The following is a 21,999-nucleotide window of genomic DNA, read 5'->3' as shown; positions in this document are numbered from 1 at the left end:
TTTTATCGCTGCAAGCCGATCAGGTCGGGAACAGCTCGCTCAGTTTCATCGACAGCATCATGTCGCCTTCAACGCGCAGCTTGCCGCCCATGAAAGCCTGCATGCCGTCAGTCTCGCCGCTGACGATACCCTTGAGGGTTTCGCTGTCCAGCACCAGGGTGCAGTTGGCGTCGGCGTTTTCGCCTTCCTGGATTTCGCAGGTGCCATCCTTGACGATGAGGGCGTAGTGCTTGTCTTCGTCAGTGATGTTGAAACCGAAAACCAGGTCCAGGCCGGCGGCAGCGGCTGGGTTGAATTTGGCTTTCATCGCTTCGACGGCTTTTGCTACATCGCTCATGGTGTGTTCCTTATTAAGTGATTTGCGTGACGGTTGAGGTCACAACGAGCCGGGGTTCATCGGTAGGTGATGAGCTCCGGCGCCTTCAACAGCTGCACATGGGCCTGGCTGTTGAAGGAAGCCAGGGCCACCTCGCGGCCACGAAACTTCAATTGGCTGAGCGAGGTGTTGATGATCTGCCAGTTCAGCTCGAAAGCCTGGCCGGCAGTGATACGGGTCACCAGGTGGAGCAGGGCGGCGATGGTGCCGCCCGAAGTAAAGATCGCAATGTTGTCGCCGTTGCCGGCCTGTTGCAGCACCCGCTGCAGGCCGCCGTCGACACGCTGGACAAACCCCTGCCAGCTCTCGGCGCCTTCGCAGGCATGTTCGCCAGCGTGCCAGCGCTGCACCAGCAGGGCGAACAGGCGCTGGAACTCGCTGCGGTTCTGCGTGCCGTTGCGCAACACGTGCAAGGCCTCAGGCTCGTCCGGCAACAGGCCGGGCAGCAGGCCGCGGATTACACCATCGGCATCGAATTCGTTGAAGGCGTTGTCGGTTTCCAGCGCCGGTACCGCAGCACCGGCTGCCTGCAGGCGTGCCAGGGCCAGGCGCGCGGTATCCTGCTGGCGGCGCAGGTCGCCGGCCAGGCAGCGGTCCAGGCGCAGGCCCAGTTGCGCCAGATGCTCGCCGAGGGCTTCGCTCTGGCGCATGCCCACGGGCGAGAGGACGTCATAGTCGTCTGCACCAAATGAAGCCTGGCCATGTCGAATCAGGTAGATACTGCCCACGTCGTCCGCCTGCGCTAAGGATGAGCCGAGGTTAGGTTGCCACCGTCGGGCTGTCAACGAAAAAACATACAAGCGTTTGAAAAGAGCGTTTGAACTGCATTGCCGAACATTTCCTACGCTGGCAGGGGCAGGGCGGCCTCGGTATGCTTGAATATCGGTTCGCGCCGTACGGGCGCAGGCATGTTAAGGAGTTACTGTGGAGTTTCTTGCAGAGTACGCAAGCTTTCTCGCCAAGACCGCGACCCTGGTGATCGCGTTTCTGATTGTCCTCTCGGCGATTGCCGGTTTGCGCGGCAAGGGCCGGCGCAAGGGCGGCGGGCAGTTGCAGGTCAACAAGCTCAACGAGTTCTACAAGGACTTGCGCGAGCGCCTGGAAAGCAGCCTGCTGGACAAGGCCCAGCTCAAGGCCTTGCGCAAGCAGCAGGCCAAGGCCGAAAAACAGCAGAAGAAAAAGCCCGAAGAAAAAAGCCGGGTGTTCGTCCTCGACTTTGACGGCGACATCAAGGCCTCGGCCACCGAGAGCCTGCGCCATGAAATCAGCGCCGTGCTGAGCCTGGCCACGGCCCAGGACGAGGTGGTGCTGCGCCTGGAAAGCGGCGGCGGCATGGTTCACAGCTATGGCCTGGCCGCTTCGCAACTGGCGCGAATTCGCCAGGCCGGCGTGCCATTGACGGTGTGCATCGACAAGGTCGCTGCCAGTGGTGGTTACATGATGGCCTGCATCGGCGACAAGATCGTCAGCGCGCCGTTTGCCATCCTCGGTTCGATCGGCGTGGTGGCGCAGTTGCCCAACGTCAACCGCCTGCTGAAAAAGCACGATGTCGACTTCGAGGTGTTCACCGCCGGTGAATACAAACGCACCGTGACCGTGTTTGGCGAGAACACCGAGAAGGGCCGGGAAAAGTTCCAGGAAGACCTGGATATCACCCACCAGCTGTTCAAGGATTTTGTTTCGCGCTATCGCCCGCAGTTGCACATTGATGATGTGGCTACCGGTGAAGTCTGGCTCGGCGTTGCGGCGCTGAACAAGCAACTGGTCGACCAGTTGATGACCAGCGATGAGTACCTGAGTCAGCGAGCCCGCGAAGCCAACCTCTACCACCTGCACTTTGCCGAACGCAAAAGCCTGCAGGAGCGCGTCGGCCTGGCGGCCAGTGGTTCGCTCGAGCATCTGGCGGTCAAGCTCTGGAGCCGTCTCAGTGGGCGTCTTTGGTAACCGGCAACCCCCGCGGCGCGCAATGCGCAAGCATTAATTAGCACCCAGGTGGTGCTACCGGCAGGTCTCCTAGGCGTTCAAGCCAACAGGAGACCTGCCATGACCACCCCCCCTCCAGTATCCGTTCCCGGCCTGCATGGCCCCTTCATCTTGCAACGCCTGCCCGCCTGGATCAGGCACGCCAGGCCCGAAAACTTCGACCAGATGGGCGCCCACCTGCTGCCGGAACAGCATGGTCGCGACCAGGGCGACTGGTTTGCGAGCGCCAGCGAAGTTGAAAAAAAACTGTTGGCCGATTACCAGGTGCGCAGCCGCCGTTCCGGGCAGCGCCTGGCCCGTGAGCTGAAGGACTTCAAGGGCATCGGCGCGTTTTGCGAACCCTTGCTCAAGGCCCGCCTCAAGGCTGACCTCGGTGTCGAGCCTGATATCGACAACGATGAGTTCGTGCGTATCGAGCGCGAATCGGTGTTGCTGGGGTCAATGCTCAAGACCGTCCCGCGCCGCCAGCGCCTGATGCAGGCCGCGTTGCAGAACTTTGCCGCCGACAGCGAGTTTGAAGACGGTACCGCGCTGGCCCCCAAGGATGCGTTCTTCCTTGAGCTGGTGCCGGGTAGCGAGCAGGGCTACCCGCGTTTTCGCTATCGCTACTCGCAAAAGCTCGATATCGAACCCCAGGCGTTTGCCCGCTTGTGCCATGACCTGGATCTGGGTGGGCAGTACCAGCGCCACCTGGGCGAGGTGTTCGAGCATCCGCGCAGCAGCACCAGGCGCCGTACCCTGGCCATCGAACTGTACAAGGACCTGCTGCGGGTCCGTCTGCAGGTCGCTTTTCTCAAACAGCAGATCAGCGAGCAGGCCCGCGCGGTGCTGCTGGAGCTGGTCCAGGGCGGGCGGGCACCACGCTGGGGTGGCAAGCCGGTGCGCTGCAGCCAGCTGAGCATGTTTGGCGTGCCGTTGTCCGAGGTGCTGGTGATCGGTCCCGAGCGTGACGACAATGGCGTCGAGCCGGTGCTCCTCTACCTGCCGGGGGCGCCTGACGCGCCGCTCAAGGAGTACCCGTCGGTGCGCGCGGCCAGGGATGACCTCAAGGTCAGATTACGCCAACCCGCCTACCAGGCACTGCTGCGCAGCTATGTGCCGCACTCGTCGCAAGAACATGTGTTGTCGCGGCTGCAGGATACCCTGTATCACCTGGTCAATGATGGCGATGGCCTGTACTGGCGGCGGCCGAACCCGGGCGCCAACCTGCATGTGCGCGAGACGTTCATCGACCAGGAGCTGTTTGGCTATTTGCAGGATCGCCATGTGCAGAAGATCAAGGATGACGCCCGTGCCCTGGCGGTGCCGAGTGCTGACGTCGACGACCAGGCCTGGCGCGCCCGTCTCGCTTACTGGGAGTCGATCGGTTTCAACCTGCTCAATGCCGCCGCGTTCTTTGTCCCGTCGCTCGGTGCCGTGATGGCTGCAGTGGCTGCGGCGCAACTGATCGGCGAGGTGGTCGAAGGGGCCCATGCCTGGGAGGCTGGCGATCTGGACGAAGCCTGGGCGCACCTCAAGTCGGTCGGCCTCAACATCGCCGTCGTCGCCGGGCTGGGCGTCGCCGGCAGGGCGCTCGAGCCGGTCGCGGCGAGCGAGACGATCAATGGCCTGGTCAAGGTCAGGCTGCCAGACGGTCAGCAGCGATTGTGGCAGCCTGCGCTGGACGACTACGCCCGTGAAGTTAATCTGCAAGGGATCGAACCTGATGCCAATGGCCATTACCTGGCAGATGGCAAGCGCTACATCCGCCTGGGCAGCGACACCTTCGAGGTTGCCCAGGCAGGCGACGGCCAGTGGCAGGTCTTGCACCCATCTGACCCAACGGCCTACCGCCCCTTGCTCGATCACAATAGCGACGGTGCCTGGCTGGCCCATGGCGAGCAGCCATTGGCCTGGAGCCGTCTGCAGCTGCTGCGCCGTTCAGGACACGCAACCGAGGGGCTGACTGACACTGAGTTGCTGCTGGCGGGCGAAATCAGTGGTATCGATGACAATACCTTGCGTGCGGTCCATGCTGGCCAGCGGGCGCTGCCGCCGCTGCTGGCCGATACCCTGCAGCGTTTGCGCCTGGACCGTCAGCTCGATACCTGGATCGGCAAGCTGCGCAGCGGCTCGCCAGGAGGTATTGGCCGCGGATTCAGTGCGGTACTGGCGACAGAGCTGCCAGGCTGGCTGAACCTGCCGATCGAAGTATTTCGAGGCGCCGGGTTATCGGGCGACTCAGCGATCTACGGCCTCGATCGGTGGCCCGATACCGAGACGTTCAAGGTGTTGATGAGTGAGCTGCACGACAACCGCTTGCCGGAAGTGATCCTGCAGCGTCTGGATGAACCGGCGATCAAGCGCCTGGTGGGTGTCCATGTGCCGCGAAGCGAACGACTGCAGGTGCTGCGCGACGCCTTGGCGACCCGTGCTGAACAACGGCGCGAGGCCATTTTCGACAGTATCTATGCCACCCCAGGCGAGCAGGCCAGCGCTGAAGTGCGCCTGCTGCAGCGAAGCTTCCCTGCGCTGGCGCTGCAAGCCGCCGAAGAGCTGGTTGGCCATGCGACCCCGGCTGAGCTGGAGCAAATGCGCCAAGTGCTTGCCCGGGTTCCCCTGCGCCTGGCGGAGGAAGCCCGGCTGTACCAGCGCCAGGTTCGCCTGAACCGCGCCATGGAAGGGATGTTCGAGCCCAGGCTGGCGAGCCTGGACAGTGACCGGCTGATGGTCGGCCTGCTGGAGCACTTGCCCGGCTGGAGTGGCCAGGTGCGCCTGCAGGTGCATGAAGGTTCGGCTGATGGCCAGTTGCTTATGGCCGCCGGAGAGCCTGACGCAACACTGAAGACCTTGCTGCGCAAAGACGGCCGTTACAGTGCCTATGATGCCGAAGGTAACGAGTTGACGGTCAACGACGATATGGCCGGCGCACTGCTCAAGGCCCTGCCTGACAGTGAGCGCCAGGCACTGGGGCTGCAGCTTTACCAACCCATGCGCCTGCGTACGCAATTGATGGCACTGGCGAGCGGTGACCGGCTTCGGGCCGCGAAATTAATCGGCCAGCAACCTGTGCGCCCCTGGCTGCGTACGCCCATGCGCCTGGCCGATGGCCGTATCGGCTATCCGCTCAGCGGTCGCGGTGCTGCCGACCGCCATTTCGACAGTGGCTTGCTCAATCAGCTGCGCAGCCTCTACCCGATCCTGGAGCCGGAACAGGCTGAACGCTTCCTTGAAGAGCTGGGGCTGACCGATGCCGAAAGGCTCGCAGCACTGGAGCGTCGTCGCAGTGAATACAGGCAGTTGACCGATACCTTGAACCAGTGGGTCGAGCGTGGGCAATACACGGATGCGGGCAACGATCGCATCGAAGTTGTCGATGAACGGGTGTTGCGTCAGGTTGCCGAGAAAATCAGGAAAGCCTGGCGCCGGGAAACCGCCAGCGTGCGTGCCGGCGACGGGCGTTTCATCGGTTACCGCCTGGATCTGAGCAACCTGCGCCTCGGCGCGCTGCCGACGTTGACGGCAGACTTCAGTCATGTGGCTGACGTGCGCCTTTCAGGCATGAACCTGCAATCGGTACCGTCGGGTTTTTTGCAGGTGTTCACCAGGCTGCGCTGGCTCAACCTCAGCAATAATCGCCTGACCATGCTTGCTGATGCGCTGGCTGAGTTGCAGGGTTTGACCAAGTTGGAGCTGCAACGCAACCGTCTGGTGATGAACGAGGCGATGAGCGCGGTACTTTCGCGATTGCCGGGGTTGAAGCTGCTGTACTTGAACGACAACCCGCTTGGTCAGCCACCCGCTGTTGCGACGATGCCGGAGCTGATCAACCTGTCCTTGAAAAACACCGCTATCAGTACTTGGCCAGTCGGCGTGTTCGAGCTTGAAAATCTGGCGGTACTGGACCTGCGCGACAACCGTATCATCCACATCCCCGACACCGTTTTCGAGCCGGCCGGCCAGGCGCAGCGAGTCGAGCGGATCAATGGCATCACCAGTCTGCATGGCAACCCGCTGGATGCAGGCAGCCTCGAACGCCTGGAGGCCTATCGTCAGCGCACGGGCGTGACCCTGGGGGTGCTGCCGACGGTGCGCGGTGCGCATCTGCAGGCGCCTGCATCAACGGCGCAAGCCTCGGCGCGCTGGCTGGTGGGGGCGGACGCGAGCCGAGCGGCGCAGATCCGCGGCTACTGGCAGGCGTTGTCGGAAGACCCGGCCAGTGGCGAGTTCTTCCGCTTGCTCAATGATCTGGGTGAGAGTACCGATTTCACTCAGGCTTACCGGGCGTTGTGTGAGCGGGTCTGGCGGATGCTCAAGGCCGCCAGCGACAGTACCCGTCTGCGTGAAGAGCTGTTCGAGTTCGTGGCGCATCCGAATACCTGTTCAGACGGCGTCATCCTGGTGTTCAGCCAGTTGGAGGTACTGGTGCTGGTGCAAGAGGCCTACGAGGCAGGCACTGCGGTGGGCACGGAATATGCGCTGATCGACCTGGCGCGTGGCCTGGGTCGCCTGGACAGTGTCGAGCGCATTGCCTTGCGCGACATCGCCGCGCGCCGTGCAGCCAGAATTCGCGTGGACGAGGTGGAAGTACGCCTGTTCTATCGAATAAAGCTGGCGCAGCGTCTGGGGCTTCCGGGGCAACCGCAAACCATGCGGTTCGCGAACATGGCCAATGTCACTGCGGCGCAACTGGACAGCGCCGCAGCCGAAGTGCTGGCAGCGGAGACCCCCGAGGCCATGAAAAGCGCGATTGCCAGTCGGGACTTCTGGATAACCTTTCTCAAATCGCGCTACGGTGAGCGTTTCGACGAGGTCAACAAGCCTTTCTTTGCCCGGCTCGAAGCGCTGGAGGCAGACAAGGGTTCAATGCGCGATCAGGTTTATCGCACGCGAGTGGAAACCATCCAGCAACGTCGCGGCGCCGATGAGCAGCGTTTGATCGAGACCTTGACCACGCAGATCTGGAACAGCATCCCCGATCAGGTCACCCGTCTGTAAATAGCCGGCTGCCGTGCCTGGCAATTGAAGTTGATCGCGGGGTAAACCCGCTCCCACCAGATGACATCGGTAGGAGCGGGCTTGCCCCGCGATGCATTCAGCGACGACGGAACAGCGGTTGCGGTTCGTCAGTGGCGGCCTGGTAGGTCACCGAAAAGTCTTGCAGGCTTTGCAGCGCTTCGACCGGGTCCTTGTCGGCACGCAGGGCGAAGGCATCGAAGCCGCAACGCTTCATGTAGAACAGCTGGTCACGCAGCACGTCGCCAATGGCGCGCAGTTCGCCGGTGAACTTGTAGCGGTCGCGCAGCAGGCGCGCATTGGAGTAGTTGCGCCCGTCGGTGAAGGCCGGGAAGTTCAGGGCAATGACCTGGAACTGGTTGGCGACTTCGCCGATCTCTTCCGCTTCTTCATCGGCGTCCAGCCATACGCCCAGGCCGCCGTCGCGGGCCATGAGCATATGGCCGTGTTCACGCCACAGCTGCAGCGGAACAATGTAGTCGTCGCAGTTGGTCACTTCGTCGATGCTGAAGTCCTTGGGCAGCAGGTGCCAGGTTTCATCGACAATCTCGTTGTTCTTAATGATTCGCTGCATAGACGCGTTCCTTGAATGGGTCGATGCCAATACGTTGGTAGGTGTCGATGAAGCGCTCGTCTTCGGTACGTCTTTCAACGTAGACGTCGATCAGCTTCTCGATCACATCCGGCATGTCGTCCTGGGCAAAGGAAGGGCCGAGGATCTTGCCCAGGCTGGCGTCGCGGCTGGCGCTGCCACCCAGGGAGACCTGGTAGAACTCTTCGCCTTTCTTGTCCACCCCGAGGATGCCGATATGGCCGACGTGGTGGTGACCACAGGCGTTCATGCAACCGGAGATGTTCAGGTCCAGCTCTCCGATGTCGAACAGGTAATCGAGGTCGTCGAAACGGCGCTGGATGGATTCGGCGATCGGGATCGACTTGGCGTTGGCCAGGGAGCAGAAGTCACCGCCCGGGCAGCAGATGATGTCGGTCAGCAGGCCGATGTTCGGCGTGGCCAGGCCATTTTCGCGCAGCTCCAGCCACAGGGCGTGCAACTGGCTCTGCTCGACGTCGGCGAGGATGATGTTCTGCTCGTGGGAGGTGCGCAGCTGGCCGAAGCTGTAGCGCTCGGCGAGGTCGGCGACGGCATCCAGTTGCTTGTCGGTCAGGTCGCCTGGCGCCACGCCGGTGGGCTTGAGCGACAGGGTCACGGCCACGTAGCCGGGCTTCTTGTGCGCCAGCACGTTGCGCGTGCGCCAGCGGGCAAAGCCCGGGTGCTGTTGTTCGAGTTCGCTGAAGTCGAGGTTGTCCAGCGCCTTGTAGTCCGGGTCGACGAAGTGCTTGGCCACGCGGTGCACTTCGGCTTCGGTCAGGGTGCTGCTGCCGCCGCGCAGGTGGACCATCTCGGCCTCGACCTTCTCGGCAAACACTTCAGGGGTGAGCGCCTTGACCAGGATCTTGATCCGCGCCTTGTACTTGTTGTCGCGACGGCCGTAGCGGTTGTACACCCGCAGGATCGCGTCAAGGTAGCTGAGCAGGTCCTGCCAGGGCAGGAACTCGTTGATGAAGGCGCCGACCACCGGGGTACGGCCCAGGCCGCCACCGACCAGTACGCGGAAACCCAGTTCGCCGGCTGCGTTGTACACCGGCTCCAGGCCGATATCGTGCACTTCGATGGCCGCGCGGTCGCTGCTCGAGCCATTGATGGCGATCTTGAACTTGCGCGGCAGGTAGGCGAATTCCGGGTGGAAGGTGGTCCACTGGCGGACAATCTCGCACCACGGGCGCGGGTCGATCACTTCATCGGCAGCGACACCGGCGAACTGGTCGGTGGTGACGTTGCGCAGGCAGTTGCCGCTGGTCTGGATCGCGTGCATCTGCACGGTGGCCAGCTCTGCCAGAATTTCCGGGATGTCTTCCAGGGCTGGCCAGTTGTATTGCACGTTCTGCCGGGTGCTGATGTGGGCGTAGCCCTTGTCGTAGTCGCGCGCGATCTTCGCCAGCATCCGTGTCTGGCGCGACGTCAGCTGGCCATACGGCACGGCGACCCGCAACATCGGGGCAAAACGTTGGACATAGAGGCCATTTTGCAGGCGCAGGGGGCGGAACTCTTCTTCGCTCAGTTCACCGGCCAGGTAGCGGCGGGTCTGATCACGGAACTGCTTGACGCGGTCCTCGATGATCCGCTGATCGTACTCGTCGTATACGTACATAGGGGTCCTGTTCTCAAGCTGCTTGCAGCTAATCGCGCGCACGGCCGCGCACTCCGATGCGGAGCCGAAGAAAGATAGCAGTTTGCGTTTATGCGCAAAAGTGAAGTTTTTGCATATGAAAAGAACCATTTGGACTAAGTGAGACTGAATGGCGTTTAGCCAATGTGCCACTACGGCCGGTTATAATGAGTGGTTTGAATAGCGGGAGCGTCAACGCATGCTCAAGGCCTTGTGCCAAAGCCTTTGCCTGAGCCTGCCACTGGTGGCTGGCGCGCAGGCGGCTTCAGTGGTGTTTCTCAATCCGGGCTATTCCAACGAGACCTTCTGGGTCAGTTATTCGCGTTTCATGCAGGCCGCCGCCGACGACCTGGGCATGCAGTTGAGTATCAGGTACAGCGAGCGCCGGCCGGAGCTGGCACTGACCCAGGCCGTTGAAGTGCTCGAAGGCCAGCAGCGCCCGGACTACCTGGTGCTGGTCAACGAACAGTACATCGCTCCGGAGATTATCCGCCTGTCCCGCGGCAGCGGGGTCAAGCTGTTTCTGGTCAACAACGGCCTGACGCCGAACCAGGCCGAGCTGATCGACAACAACCCGGACAAGTACCCGCCGTTGCTCGGGACCCTGGTGGGCAATGACGAGCAGGCCGGCTACCAGATGCTCAAGATGCTGATAGCCTTGCGTGCCCAGCCTGGCCTGACCCGGCCGCTGGAATTACTGGCGTTTTCCGGGCTCAAGAACACCCCGGCTTCGCAGCTGCGCGAGCAAGGCATGCGCCGCGCCCTGGCCGAGCACCCTGAAGTGCGCCTGCGCCAGGTGGTGTATGGCGGCTGGGGCAGGCAGCGCGCGTACGAGCAGGCAACGCAACTGTTGCAGCGTTACCCGAAGATCGAGCTGGTGTGGTCGGCCAACGACGAGATGGCCTTGGGTGCCATGCAGGCGTTTGAAGAAGTAGGGCGCGTGCCGGGCAAGGACGTGCTGTTCAGCGCCGTCAACAGTTCGCAGGCGGCCTTGCAGGCGCGCATTGACGGGCGCCTGAGCGTGCTGATGGGCGGGCACTTCTCGCTGGGCGGCTGGGCTATGGTGTTACTGCACGATGATGCGCTGAAACTGCCAAGCGAGCTCGATGGCCGTCGCGAATTTCAGGTACCGGTCCTGCAGTTGATCGACCCGCTGCGGGCGCGGCGCTGGTTGAACCTGCAGGAGCAGGCCGACTACGGCCTGGATTTCAACCGCTACAGCGCCCAGGGGCATCCGGCCGATTACCGTTATCCGTTTCTCAAGGCCCCCGTCGATTATTGAAAAGCCCCTGCTTGAGCAATGGGCATTGCTGGACTTAACTGCAACGGGTGACATGCATTCCCATAACCACTACAAGAGGCGATGCAATGGGAAACTCGACCAAAGCGGGTAAGAATGACAGCAGTGTCGATGCCTGGGCGATACTCTGTCTGATCATCCTGGTTGTGGTGACCGCGGTGTATTGGGTCAGCCACCAGTGACATCACGCGATGGGTAACAGTAAACCGCCCGCAGAATGGACATCTGCGGGCGGACTGCTGTTCAGCGGGCGGTAAGGTGCATGGCCAATTGCACCAGCCCGATCAGTACCAGAATGAAGAGCAAGGTGAACACGGTGCCCAGCGCAATGAAATGGCTGGCCTTGCCGTGGTTGAAGTCGCGGGCGCGGTTCTTGCCGCTCTGCACCCCGAAGGCTGCTGCCAGGATGCTTTGCAGCATCTGCCAGAAAGTCGGGGGTTTGCCTTGGGCGGGTTCGTCCATGAGGGGCTCCTTGTAGAAGGCATCTCCCTCAGTGTAGACGGAAGCTGCAAGCTATGAGCCTCAAGCTACAAGAGGCTGATGCGCTCGCTTGCAGCTTGTAGCTTGCAGCTTGCAGCTTCAGATGTCATAGCCGAGGTTAGGCGCCAACCAGCGTTCACTCACGCTCAGGTCCTGCCCCTTGCGCGTCGTGTAGCTCTGCACCTGGTCCTTGTCGACCTTGCCCACGGCAAAGTACTGCGCCTGCGGGTGGGCGAAGTACCAGCCGCTGACCGCCGCCGCCGGGAACATGGCGAAGTGCTCGGTGAGGAACACGCCGCTCGGCCCGGTTTCGCCGATGGCGGTGCCGTCGAGCAGGCGGAACAGGGTTTCCTTCTCGGTATGGTCCGGGCAGGCCGGGTAGCCCGGGGCAGGGCGGATACCCGAGTACTGTTCCTTGATCAGCGCTTCGTTGTTCAGGTGCTCGTCCTTGGCGTAACCCCAATAGGTTTTACGCACCTGTTCGTGCAGCCACTCGGCGCAGGCCTCGGCCAGGCGGTCGGCGAGGGCCTTGACCATGATCGAGTTGTAGTCGTCGCCCTTGTCCTGGTAAGCCTTGGCCACTTCCTCGGCGCCGATGCCGGCGGTGGTGATGAAGCCACCGACGTAGTCGGTGATACCGGTTTCCTTTGGCGCGACGAAGTCGGCCAGGGAGAAGTTCGGCTTGTTGTCCGGCTTGATGGTCTGCTGGCGCAGGTGGTGCAGTTGCGCCAGCGGCTGGCCGTCGGCGCCATAGACTTCGATGTCGTCATGGTTGACCTGGTTGGCCGGCCAGAAGCCGAACACCGCGCGGGCGCTGATCAGCTTCTCGTCGATCAGCTTGGCGAGCATGTCCTGGGCATCCTTGAACAGCGCAGTGGCCGCTTCACCGACCACTTCGTCGGTGAGGATGCGCGGGTACTTGCCGGCCAGGTCCCAGGAGATGAAGAACGGCGTCCAGTCGATGTATTCGGCCAGCACCTTGAGGTCGATGTCCTCCAGCACTTTCACCCCGGTGAAGCTCGGTACCACCGGCTGATAAGCGGCCCAGTCGTATTGTGGCTTGGCGGCAATCGACTGTTCGTAGCTCAGGCGCTCGGTGCGGGCGCTGCGGTTGGCGGTGCGCTCGCGGACTTCAACGTAGTCCTGGCGGGTCTTTTCGACGAAGCCCGGCTTGAGCTCCTTGGACAGCAACTGGGTGGCGACCCCCACGGCACGCGAGGCGTCGGTGACGTAGATTACCGCGTCGTTGCTGTACTTGGGCTCGATCTTCACCGCCGTGTGCGCCTTGGAGGTGGTGGCGCCGCCGATCATCAGCGGCAGGTGGAAGTCCTGGCGCTGCATCTCGCGGGCAACATGGACCATCTCGTCCAGCGACGGGGTGATCAGCCCGGACAGGCCGATGATGTCGCACTTCTGCTCGCGGGCGGTCTGCAGGATCTTCTCGGCCGGCACCATGACGCCGAGGTCGACGATGTCATAACCGTTGCAACCCAGCACCACGCCGACGATGTTCTTGCCGATGTCGTGCACGTCACCCTTGACCGTGGCCATGAGGATCTTGCCCTTGGCTTGGGGCTTGTCGCCTTTTTCCAGTTCGATGAACGGGATCAGGTGGGCCACCGCCTGCTTCATTACCCGCGCCGATTTGACCACCTGGGGCAGGAACATCTTGCCGGCGCCGAACAGGTCGCCGACCACGTTCATGCCGCTCATCAGCGGGCCTTCAATCACCTCGATGGGGCGCGCGCACTGCTGGCGGCATTCTTCGGTGTCTTCGACGATGAAGGCGGTGATGCCCTTGACCAGCGCGTGTTCTAGGCGCTTGCCAACCGGCAGCGAGCGCCATTCCTCGTTCTCGACTTCCTTGACCGCGCCGCCGCCCTTGTAGTCGTCGGCGATAGCGAGCAGGGCGTCGGTGCCATGCGGGGTGCGGTTGAGCACCACGTCCTCGACCTTCTCGCGCAAGGCTGGCGGGATCTCGTCGTAGATCTCCAGCTGCCCGGCGTTGACGATACCCATGGTCAGGCCATTCTGGATCGCGTGGTAGAGGAACACCGAGTGGATCGCCTCGCGCACCGGGTTGTTGCCACGGAACGAGAACGACACGTTGGATACCCCGCCCGAGGTCAGGGCGTAGGGCAGATGGTCGCGGATGTAGGCGCAGGCTTCGATGAAGTCGACGGCGTAGTTGTTGTGCTCTTCGATGCCGGTGGCGACGGCGAAGATGTTCGGGTCGAAGATGATGTCTTCCGGCGGGAAGCCCACTTCATTGACCAGGATGTCGTAGCTGCGCTGGCAGATCTCGCGCTTGCGCGCGGCGGTGTCGGCCTGGCCGACCTCGTCGAAGGCCATCACCACCACGGCGGCGCCGTAGCGCTTGCACAGCTTGGCGTGATGCTTGAAGGCCTCGACGCCTTCCTTCATCGAGATCGAGTTGACGATGCCCTTGCCCTGGATGCACTTGAGACCGGCTTCGATCACGTCCCATTTGGAGGAGTCGATCATGATCGGTACGCGGGAGATGTCCGGCTCACCGGCGATCAGGTTGAGGAACTTGACCATGGCCGCCTGGGAATCGAGCATCCCTTCGTCCATGTTGATGTCGATCACCTGGGCGCCGGCCTCGACCTGCTGCAGGGCGACTTCCAGGGCTTCGGTGTAGTTCTCTTCGCGGATCAGCCGGGCGAACTTGGCGGAACCGGTGATGTTGGTGCGCTCACCGACGTTGACGAACAACGAGTTGCGGTCAATGGTGAACGGCTCCAGACCCGACAGCCGGCACGCCTTGGGAATGTCCGGAATGGCCCGTGGCGGGTACTTGCTGACCGCCTCGGCAATCGCCTGGATATGCCCCGGCGTGGTGCCGCAGCAGCCGCCGATGATGTTCAAGAAGCCGCTGGCGGCGAATTCCTCGACCACCTCGGCCATCTCGGCCGGGGTTTCGTCGTACTCACCGAAGGCGTTGGGCAGGCCGGCGTTGGGGTGCGCCGAAACATGGGTGCCGGCCTTGGTCGACAGCTCTTCGAGGTACGGCCGCAGGTCCTTGGCGCCGAGGGCGCAGTTCAGGCCCACCGAGATCGGGTTGGCATGGCGCACCGAGTTCCAGAAAGCTTCGGTGGTCTGCCCGGACAGGGTACGGCCGGAGGCGTCGGTGATGGTCCCGGAAATCATGATCGGCAATTCGACGCCGTCTTCTTCGAACACCTGCTGCACGGCGAAGATCGCCGCCTTGGCATTGAGGGTGTCGAAGATGGTCTCGATCAGGATCAGGTCGGCGCCGCCCTCGATCAGGCCACGGGTCGCCTCGATGTAGTTTTCTACCAACAGATCGAAGGTGACGTTGCGGTAGCCCGGGTCGTTGACGTCGGGGGAGATCGAGCAGGTGCGGCTGGTCGGGCCGAGCACGCCGGCGACGAAGCGCGGTTTGTCCGGGGTTTCGAGGGTCTTGGCGTCGGCCACCTGGCGGGCGATGCGCGCGCCTTGCACGTTGAGCTCGTAGACCAGCGCTTCCATGCCGTAGTCGGCCTGGGAAATCTGCGTGGCGTTGAAGGTGTTGGTTTCGAGAATGTCGGCGCCGGCGTCCAGGTAGGCCTTCTCGATGGCGGCGATGACGTCGGGGCGCGACAGCAGCAACAGGTCGTTGTTGCCTTTGACATCGCTTGGCCAATCGGCGAAGCGCGTGCCACGATAGTCGTGTTCCTCGAGGCGGTAGCTTTGGATCATAGTACCCATGCCGCCATCGAGAATCAGGATGCGCTCTTTGAGTGCTTGCTGAAGTGCTTGGTAACGAGCGCTGCGGTCAGACATAGGACTACCTGGTCGGGCAAATACAAAAGTTGCGGAATAATAACAAAGCTGCGCGGTTTTTAGACGTGTTGAAGATTTACATGAATTTCATTCATGTTGGCACGCCGCCAGCACCGGTAGAATCGTGAAGCTATCAATACCCAGGACATTCGGCACATGGTGCATCGCTTACTTGCCGGCGCTTTCGCTCTGTTCATCAGCGGCGTGGCGTTGGGGCAAGCCCCTCAATCAAGCTCGGCTATTTCGTATACCCGGGACATCCAACCGATCTTCACCGAGAAATGCGTGGCCTGCCACGCCTGCAACGACGCGGCCTGCCAGCTGAACCTGGGCAGTGCCGAGGGTGCCTCGCGGGGCGCTTCGAAAGTGCCGGTGTACCAGGGCGACCGCAGCACGGCGGTGGCGCCGACGCGGCTGTTCTACGACGCCAACAGCATGCAAGCCTGGCAGCGCAAGGGCTTTTACTCGGTACTCGACAACCAGGGCAGCCAGGCTGCGCTGATGGCGCGGATGCTCGAGCTGGGGCACAAGACCCCGCTGACGCCCAACGCCAAGCTGCCCGAAGAGATCGTCCTGGGCCTGAACCGCAACAACATGTGCCCGCTGCCCGGCGAGTTCGACGCCTATGCCGGCGCGCACCCGAAAGAGGGCATGCCGCTGGCGGTCACCGGCCTCACCGATGCCCAGTACCAGACCCTGCAACGCTGGCTGGCGGCCGGTGCGCCGGTGGAGCACAACCCGATTCAGCCGAGCGCCAACGAGGCCGCGCAGATCGCCGACTGGGAAGCGCTGCTCAACCGCCCGGGTTCGACCGAAGCGCTGGTCGGCCGCTGGCTGTACGAGCACCTGTTCCTCGCCCACATTCATTTTGTCGGCGGCGAGCAGGGGCACTTCTTCCAGTGGGTGCGTTCGCGCACGCCAAGCGGCCAGCCGATCGACCTGATTGCCACGCGCCGGCCCAACGACCCGCCGGGCACCGACTTCTATTACCGGCTGATGCCGGTGCAGGGCGTGATCGTGCATAAAACCCACATCACCTACCCGATGGGCCCGCACAAGCTCAAGCGCGTCAAGCAGCTGTTCTACAGCGGCGACTGGCACGCCAATGCGCTGCCCGGCTACGGCCCGCGCCACCGTGCCAACCCGTTCGAGACCTTCGAAGCGATTCCGGCGGTGGCTCGTTACCAGTTCATGCTCGATAACGCCGAGTACTTCGTACGCACCTTCATCCGTGGCCCGGTGTGCCGTGGCCAGATCGCCACCGACGTGATCCGCGACAACTTCTGGACGCTGTTCCAGGAGCCGGCCCACGACCGCTACCTGACCGATGCCGAGTATCGCGGCCAGGCCACACCGCTGCTGGCCATGCCCGGGCAGATCGACGACGTCGGCAGCATCCTGACCCTCTGGCATGCCTACCGCGACAAGCGCAACGAGTACGAAAAGCTGCGCCGCGATGCCTATGCCGAAGCCCCGCCGCCGAGCTGGTCGACCCTGTGGGCCGGCAATGACAACGCGCTGCTGACCATCTTCCGCCACTTCGACAGCGCCTCGGTGAGCAAGGGCCTGATCGGTGACGTGCCGAAGACCATCTGGCTGTTCGACTACCCGCTGTTCGAGCGCACCTATTACCAGCTGGCGGTCAACTTCGACGTCTATGGCAACGTCTCGCACCAGGCGCAGACGCGGCTGTACTTCGACCTGATCCGCAATGGCGCCGAGGTCAACTTCCTGCGCCTGATGCCGGCCGATGCCCGTGGCGCGATCCTCGGCGACTGGTACCAGAACAGCGGCAAGGTGAAGATGTGGATGGACTATGAGGACATCGACACCGACACCCCGAGCGCGCTGAAGCTGGACAAACGCGACCCCAAGCGTGACTTCGGCCTCAAGCTGATCCAGCGCACCGGCAGCCTCAATGCCGCGCCCGACCCGATCAACCGTTGCCAGGGCGCCTACTGCTCGCGCCCGCAGATGAGCGAAACGTTCCGCGATGTCGAACAGGCCCTGAGCCGCCTGGTATCACGCCCGGCGGCCGGCCTTAAGGTGATCAACCAGTTGCCGGAAGCGACCATGCTGCGCATCGAAGGGCCGGGTGGCCAGCGTCAGGTCTACAGCCTGCTGCGCAACCGCGCCCACAGCAACGTCGCCTTCATGCTCGGCGAGGCCTACCGTTACCAGCCGGGCCTGGACACCCTGACCCTGGTGCCGGGCGTGCTCAGCAGCTACCCGAACTTCATCTTCAACGTCCCGGCCAGTGATGTGCCGGAGTTCGTCGAGGACCTGGAAGCCGCCCGCGACGACACCGCCAGGTTCGAGCGCATCGTCATGCGCTGGGGCGTGCGCCGCAGCCATCCGCAGTTCTGGCAGTACTTCCATGACCTCAATAGCTACATCAAGGAGACCGATGCGGTGGAGTCGGGCGTGCTCGACATGAACCGCTACGAGAACCTGTGAAGATGACCGCCGGGAAGGTCGCCTGACCTTTCCCGGCAACTTGTGGTCCGAGCACTCATGCGGCCCCGGTTCCGGCCGGGGCTTGAGTGGGACTTGAGACGTAGGTAACCGGATGCTGTATTCGCTTCAGGCTTTAAGGGCGCTTGCCGCCTGGGTGGTGGTCTGCCATCACTTCATGCAGATTTTTTTCGACTTCCATGCCAGCGGCCCGATTGGCCAGTTTCTGACTGACCGCGGTGCAGTGGGCGTGGATGTGTTCTTCGTGATCAGTGGCTTGGTGATTTACCTGTCGACCCGCGACAAGGCCATGCCGGCCCGGCGCTTTCTGCTCAACCGGGCGCTGCGCATCGCTCCGGCCTACTGGTTCTATACCGCGCTGATGGCCCTGCTGCTGGTTTCTGCCAGCCAGTGGATGCCGCACCAGGCCATCGAGCTTGAGCATTTTGTCTTGTCGCTGCTGTTCATTCCGGCGGAGAACCCGGGTGGTTATGGCCAATACCCGACCTTGAATGTCGGCTGGACGTTGAACTACGAGATGTTCTTCTACCTGCTGTTCTCCCTGGTGTTCGTGGTGCGCCAGCAACACCGCCTGCTTTTGCTGGCGGCGGCCTTGCTGCTGGTCAGCGAGGTGCTGACCCGGGCCGGGCTGCTCAACCACTTCTATCGCAACAACATCGTCTACGAGTTTCTGCTTGGCATCGGCATCGGTGTGCTCTATTGCCGGGGCTGGATTACCCAGGGCCTGTGGCTGCCGCTGGCGATCCTGGTGGCGGCGGGGCTGGCGATCTATCACCTGGATGCCTCGATGCGCCTGCTGCACTGGGGCCTGCCCAGTGCGCTGATCGTGTTCGCCTGCATTGCCCTGGAGCCGTACTTCAAGGGCAACCGCTTGCTCAAGGCGCTGGGTGATTGCTCGTATTCGGTGTACCTGATCCACGTGCTGGTGCTGTATGCCGGCTGGTTTGCCAGCGAGCGCCTGAACCTCAGCCCGTATGCGGTATTCGCCCTGTGCGTACCGTTGATCGCCGGGCTGTCGTGGGCCAGTTATCTGCTGCTGGAACAGCGTTTGTACCGGCGCATGAGCGACTGGTTCGAGGCGCGGCGCAGCACGCCGGTGGCGGTAACCCTTTCCTGACAGAATTACTAGGACTTTGTTCGGCGGCCAGGTTGGCGTAAACTGCCGACAAGTCTGTGAGGAACTTCCATGAGCGCCATAACTATTACCGACGCCGCGCATGATTACCTGGCCGATCTGCTGGAAAAGCAGAACACCCCGGGTATTGGCATTCGCATTTTCATTACCCAACCGGGCACCACCTACGCTGAGACTTGCATTGCCTACTGCAAGCCGGGCGAAGAGAAGCCGGAAGACGAAGCGGTCGGTCTCAAGACCTTCACCGCTTACCTCGACGCGGTCAGCGTGCCGTTTCTCGAGGACGCCGTGGTTGACTACGCCACCGACCGCATGGGCGGCCAGCTGACCATCAAGGCGCCGAACGCCAAGGTGCCGATGGTCAACGAAGACAGCCCGATCAACGAGCGTATCAACTACTACCTGCAAACCGAGATCAACCCGGGGCTGGCCAGCCACGGCGGCCAGGTCAGCCTGATCGAAGTGGTCGAGGACGGCATCGCCGTGCTGCAGTTCGGTGGCGGCTGCCAGGGTTGCGGCCAGGCCGACGTGACCTTGAAGGAAGGCATCGAGCGGACCTTGCTCGAGCGTATTCCGCAGCTCAAGGGTGTGCGTGATGTGACTGACCACAGTCAGAAAGAGAACGCCTACTACTAGCTCCATAGGCCCCATCGCTGGCAAGCCAGCTCCCACAAGGTTCGGTGCATGCTGTACCTGTGGGAGCTGGCTTGCCAGCGATGGCGGTCTTCAAGCCTCAAAAGTCATAACTGACACTCGCATAGTAAAACGCCCCCTGCGCCCCCTCCGGCGACGTAATCGAATACTTCGGCACCCCGTACAACTGCGGCCCTTCAAGCTTGTCCGGATGGCTGTCGAACAGGTTGATCGCGCCCACCGACAGTTTCAGCCCCTGATCGAAGCTATAGCTCAGGTCCAGGTCGGTGATCCACTGCGGGCTGAAGGTCTGGTCCAGGTTCGGGTTGCTGCTGTTCAGGCTCTGCCACTCGCCATAACGGCGCTGGGTCAGGGTCACGCCCCAGTTCTCATACAGCCAGTTGGCGCTCAAGGTCAGCTTGTCTTCCGGTGTGCCGTGTTCGATCAGGCCCTGGGTGGCGCGGCCGACGATTTGCTCGCCGCTGATACCGCCGACATCGCGCAGCTCGGTGATCCGTGTGCGGGTCTTGGCAAAGCCCGCGTTGAGGTTGAGCCGGCCGAACCGCTGCAGGTCCCATTGGTATTGCCCGGCCAGCTCGACGCCATCGGTGCGGGTGTCGGCGATGTTGGTGTAGAACGCCGCACTCTGGATGTTGGCGTAGGGCGTGCCGGCAAAGATCGGCCCGACCACGTTGCTCGGCAACTGGTCGGAGAGGGTGATGCGGTTGTCGATGTCGATGCGGTAGGCATCCAGGGTCACCGAAGCGTTGTTCAGCGGGCGCCAGACCAGGCCCAGGGACAGGTTGGTGGACTCCTCGGGCTTCAACGTGCGGCCACCGAGCAAAGCCGCCTCCGGGCTGTCGGCGCGCAGGGTGCGCTGCTGCACTTCGACCCAGTTGCCACTGCCTGAAGGCTGTTCGACCACCTGCACGCTGAACGACGACAGGCCGCTCTGCACCAGCGATGGCGCGCGGTAACCGGAACTGATGCTGCCGCGTGCGGCGATTTGCGGGGTGAAGTCGTAGCGCAGCGACAGCTTACCGTTGGTGGTGTCGCCAAAGTCCGAATAATGCTCGGAACGCACCGCAACCCCGGCCTGGAACTTGTCGGTGATCTGCCCTTCGACATCGACATAGGCACCGAACACCTTGCGCTCAAGCGACGCGGCATCGACCTGGGTGATGCCTGAGTAGTAACCGGGAATGCGCCGGCCACTCAGTGGATCGAGGGTATTGAACAGCGGTCCGTTCTGCCAGCCAGCCGCTTCGCCGGCACTCAGGCTGTAGTGCTCCTTGCGCCAGGCCAGGCCCGCCGACAGGGTCAGCGGCTTGGCCAGCAGGTCGGTGGGGAAGTCGCGCACCCAGTCCAGGGTCAGGTTGGTCTGTTCGTTCTCGCGCTCGCCGGTGTAGATCTTCTGCGGGCTGGCGTTGCCCCAGCTGGGGTTGATGGCATTGCGGTCGGTGGACTTCAGCGTGTCGTTGCCGTAGTTGGCCGCCAGGTCGAACTTGCCCAGTTGCTCGTCTTCGTAACGCACGCCACCGGTCACGGCATAGTCTTCAAGGTTGTAGCGGGTGATCGGCAAACGACCGTCCGGGTAGCGCTGCAGGGCCACGCTGCCGTAGTTGTTGCGCAGGGTTGTCGGCGGGTCGAAGAAGCCTTCGGCGTCGGTGTTCTTGTGCGCGTAGGTGGCAAAGCCGTAGGCGGTCAGGCCATCGCCGATGCCGATCTCGCTGTTGGCCACCAGGTTGTACTGGTCGGAGACATTGCCCGAACCCCAGTTCCAGGTGCGGTAGCGGTTGTTCTGTTCGCGCTCGCTGTTGATGCTGGTGGAGCCTGGGTAAAAGATCCGGTTGTCCGGGCGGGTGTCGCTGGCCGGGTCCTGGCTGCCGGCATCGAAACTCAGGTTGAGAAAACCATCGTTGGGCAGGGCCAGGCCCTTCCAGCCGCTGAGCTTGCGCTGCAGGCCGTCGCCCTTGGCGTAGCCGCCAAAGCGATAGCCGATGTTGCCGCCGGCGTCGTTCTCCTTGAGCACGATATTGATCACCCCGGCGATGGCATCCGAGCCGTACTGGGCGGCAGCACCGTCACGCAGGATCTCCACCCGCGAGATGGCGCTCAGCGGGATCAGGCTCAAATCCACCGCCGCCGCACCGCGGCCGTTGGCCAGGCCCTGGCGGGTGACGTTGGCACTGCTGTGCCGGCGCTTGCCGTTGACCAGCACCAGCACCTGGTCGGAAGCCAGGCCGCGCAATGAAGCGCCCTGGGCGATGGAGCCGGCAAAGGCCCCTTGTGGCGACTGCGGGAAGCTGAACGACGGCGACAGCGCGGTGAGCGCACCGGACAAATCCTGGGCGCCGGTTTCCTGCAACTGCTCGGCACTGAGCACGTCCACCGGGGCGGCGCTCTCCAGGGCGGTGACATCGCTGCGACGGGTGCCGACCACCACCACGGTGTCGAGCTTGCTGTCGCTGGCGCCCGGCGCCTGGGCGTAAACGTCGGGCGCGCCGAAGCCGCCGATGACCAGCGCGATGGCGCTGGCCTTGGAGGTAGGTCGGAACATGGCAACGGACTCCTGTAAGGCGAAAGA

At 62.8% G+C, this 21,999-nt stretch carries 13 protein-coding genes; 6 read left to right on the top strand and 7 right to left on the bottom strand.

Features of this window, described 5'->3' with window-relative positions; all coding sequences use genetic code 11:
- Window positions 1-19 precede the first annotated feature (19 nt).
- A complete protein-coding gene (locus LOY45_RS14740; protein WP_258577908.1) occupies window positions 20-337 on the bottom strand; it encodes an SCP2 sterol-binding domain-containing protein in 318 nt (105 codons plus the stop codon).
- Window positions 338-393: 56 nt separating this feature from the next.
- Entirely contained in the window at window positions 394-1,104 is a 711-nt protein-coding gene (locus LOY45_RS14735) for a histidine phosphatase family protein (RefSeq protein ID WP_115086879.1), read from the bottom strand.
- A gap of 196 nt (window positions 1,105-1,300) precedes the next feature.
- Between LOY45_RS14735 and sohB the strand changes: the two genes are divergently transcribed.
- Both sohB and LOY45_RS14725 read left to right on the top strand, forming a co-directional pair.
- Window positions 1,301-2,320: a protease SohB gene (gene sohB / locus LOY45_RS14730; protein WP_115086878.1), complete on the top strand. Its 1,020-nt coding sequence runs from the start codon at window positions 1,301-1,303 to the stop codon at window positions 2,318-2,320.
- A 99-nt stretch (window positions 2,321-2,419) separates the two neighbouring features.
- Entirely contained in the window at window positions 2,420-7,336 is a 4,917-nt protein-coding gene (locus tag LOY45_RS14725; protein ID WP_258577907.1) for an NEL-type E3 ubiquitin ligase domain-containing protein, read from the top strand.
- A gap of 97 nt (window positions 7,337-7,433) precedes the next feature.
- On the opposite strand, the gene LOY45_RS14720 is transcribed toward LOY45_RS14725, so the two are convergent.
- Both LOY45_RS14720 and LOY45_RS14715 read right to left on the bottom strand, forming a co-directional pair.
- The gene (locus tag LOY45_RS14720) at window positions 7,434-7,928 is read right to left on the bottom strand and encodes a DUF934 domain-containing protein (protein WP_115086876.1); all 495 of its coding nucleotides are present in this window, start codon (window positions 7,926-7,928) and stop codon (window positions 7,434-7,436) included.
- On the bottom strand, window positions 7,912-9,564 hold the full coding sequence (locus tag LOY45_RS14715) for a nitrite/sulfite reductase (protein ID WP_115086875.1): 1,653 nt from the start codon (window positions 9,562-9,564) through the stop codon (window positions 7,912-7,914). The genes LOY45_RS14720 and LOY45_RS14715 overlap by 17 nt, the downstream gene beginning before the upstream one ends.
- 217 nt (window positions 9,565-9,781) lie before the next feature.
- On the opposite strand from LOY45_RS14715, the gene LOY45_RS14710 reads away from it, so the two are divergent.
- Window positions 9,782-10,864, top strand: coding sequence for an ABC transporter substrate-binding protein (locus LOY45_RS14710; protein WP_115086874.1), 1,083 nt, complete (start codon window positions 9,782-9,784; stop codon window positions 10,862-10,864).
- A 261-nt stretch (window positions 10,865-11,125) separates the two neighbouring features.
- Here the strand turns inward: LOY45_RS14710 and LOY45_RS14705 are convergent, their stop codons facing one another.
- Both LOY45_RS14705 and metH read right to left on the bottom strand, forming a co-directional pair.
- Complete coding sequence (locus tag LOY45_RS14705) at window positions 11,126-11,344, bottom strand: DUF2970 domain-containing protein (protein WP_010223692.1); 219 nt, start codon at window positions 11,342-11,344, stop codon at window positions 11,126-11,128.
- A gap of 117 nt (window positions 11,345-11,461) precedes the next feature.
- Window positions 11,462-15,169, bottom strand: coding sequence for a methionine synthase (metH, locus tag LOY45_RS14700; RefSeq protein WP_258577906.1), 3,708 nt, complete (start codon window positions 15,167-15,169; stop codon window positions 11,462-11,464).
- 156 nt (window positions 15,170-15,325) lie between these two features.
- On the opposite strand from metH, the gene LOY45_RS14695 reads away from it, so the two are divergent.
- From LOY45_RS14695 to nfuA, 3 genes are all read left to right on the top strand, one after another.
- Window positions 15,326-17,626: a fatty acid cis/trans isomerase gene (locus LOY45_RS14695; protein ID WP_115086872.1), complete on the top strand. Its 2,301-nt coding sequence runs from the start codon at window positions 15,326-15,328 to the stop codon at window positions 17,624-17,626.
- Window positions 17,627-17,738: 112 nt separating this feature from the next.
- On the top strand, window positions 17,739-18,761 hold the full coding sequence (locus tag LOY45_RS14690; protein WP_115086871.1) for an acyltransferase family protein: 1,023 nt from the start codon (window positions 17,739-17,741) through the stop codon (window positions 18,759-18,761).
- A 69-nt stretch (window positions 18,762-18,830) separates the two neighbouring features.
- On the top strand, window positions 18,831-19,415 hold the full coding sequence (nfuA, locus tag LOY45_RS14685) for a Fe-S biogenesis protein NfuA (RefSeq protein WP_115086870.1): 585 nt from the start codon (window positions 18,831-18,833) through the stop codon (window positions 19,413-19,415).
- Between the two features lie 97 nt (window positions 19,416-19,512).
- Here nfuA and LOY45_RS14680 read toward each other — a convergent pair whose 3' ends face one another.
- Window positions 19,513-21,972: a TonB-dependent receptor plug domain-containing protein gene (locus tag LOY45_RS14680; protein ID WP_258577905.1), complete on the bottom strand. Its 2,460-nt coding sequence runs from the start codon at window positions 21,970-21,972 to the stop codon at window positions 19,513-19,515.
- Window positions 21,973-21,999: the final 27 nt, after the last annotated feature.

Origin of the sequence: Pseudomonas wadenswilerensis (assembly GCF_024749185.1) — a bacterium.
Lineage (GTDB): Bacteria > Pseudomonadota > Gammaproteobacteria > Pseudomonadales > Pseudomonadaceae > Aquipseudomonas > Aquipseudomonas wadenswilerensis.
Note: the sequence above shows the minus strand (reverse complement) of the source record. Positions and strands in the feature narration are given on the sequence as shown.